Annotated in this window: 2 protein-coding genes; both read right to left on the bottom strand. The window is 29.8% G+C overall.

Annotated features, from left to right (window positions below; genetic code table 11):
* The coding region (locus BKH42_RS09810) for a hypothetical protein (protein WP_219349866.1) at positions 1–236 on the bottom strand (236 nt) is incomplete at its 3' end.
* A partial coding sequence (locus BKH42_RS09670) for a hypothetical protein (RefSeq protein ID WP_180674053.1) occupies positions 236–615 on the bottom strand: 380 nt, incomplete at its 5' end. The genes BKH42_RS09810 and BKH42_RS09670, both read right to left, overlap by 1 nt.

Genomic DNA, 615 nt, shown 5'->3' with positions numbered 1-615 from the left:
ATAATATAATATGATACAATATAATAGAACAGAGTGCCATAGAATAGAATAGAATAACCATCAATATAATAGCTTATTGTTTGTGCAATAGCAACAAATAAGCCAATAATAAAAATAATTATAAATATAACTTTATCTACTCTTGAGAATTGATTATGCATATAGAAAAAAATGAAATTGATGATAGGAATTGAAAGCAGTATCAATGTGATGCCAAAATCAATATAATCAAGCATCACTCTCCTTTCCTTTGTTTCATAACATTTTCTAGAATTTTGACTGTTTCGGGGTTTTTATATTCGCTATGGTTAGCAAATATAATATTCAGAAATCCCCCAAAAGAAGGATGTTTAAATTCTCTGAAAAAAGTTTCTGGCTTGAAATCTTTATTTATCTTTATATTCACAGCATTAGGTTCTCTTGCAAGTTGTTCAGCACTATGATTAAAGTGAAAAAGATAATCACTCGAATGAATAGGGTTATCAAGCCCTCCAGCAAATCCCTGAATAAATTCATCCTTTGCATTATAAACATTATAAAACTCCTTCACATTAGGGCTCATCACATAATCTTTTCTATTGGGTGTGGCGATATTGACTATTATGGGGGTCTTGT

The organism is Helicobacter sp. 13S00482-2 (assembly GCF_002272795.1).
In the GTDB taxonomy this organism is placed as follows: domain Bacteria; phylum Campylobacterota; class Campylobacteria; order Campylobacterales; family Helicobacteraceae; genus Helicobacter_J.
This window is presented reverse-complemented; position numbering and strand designations above follow the sequence as displayed.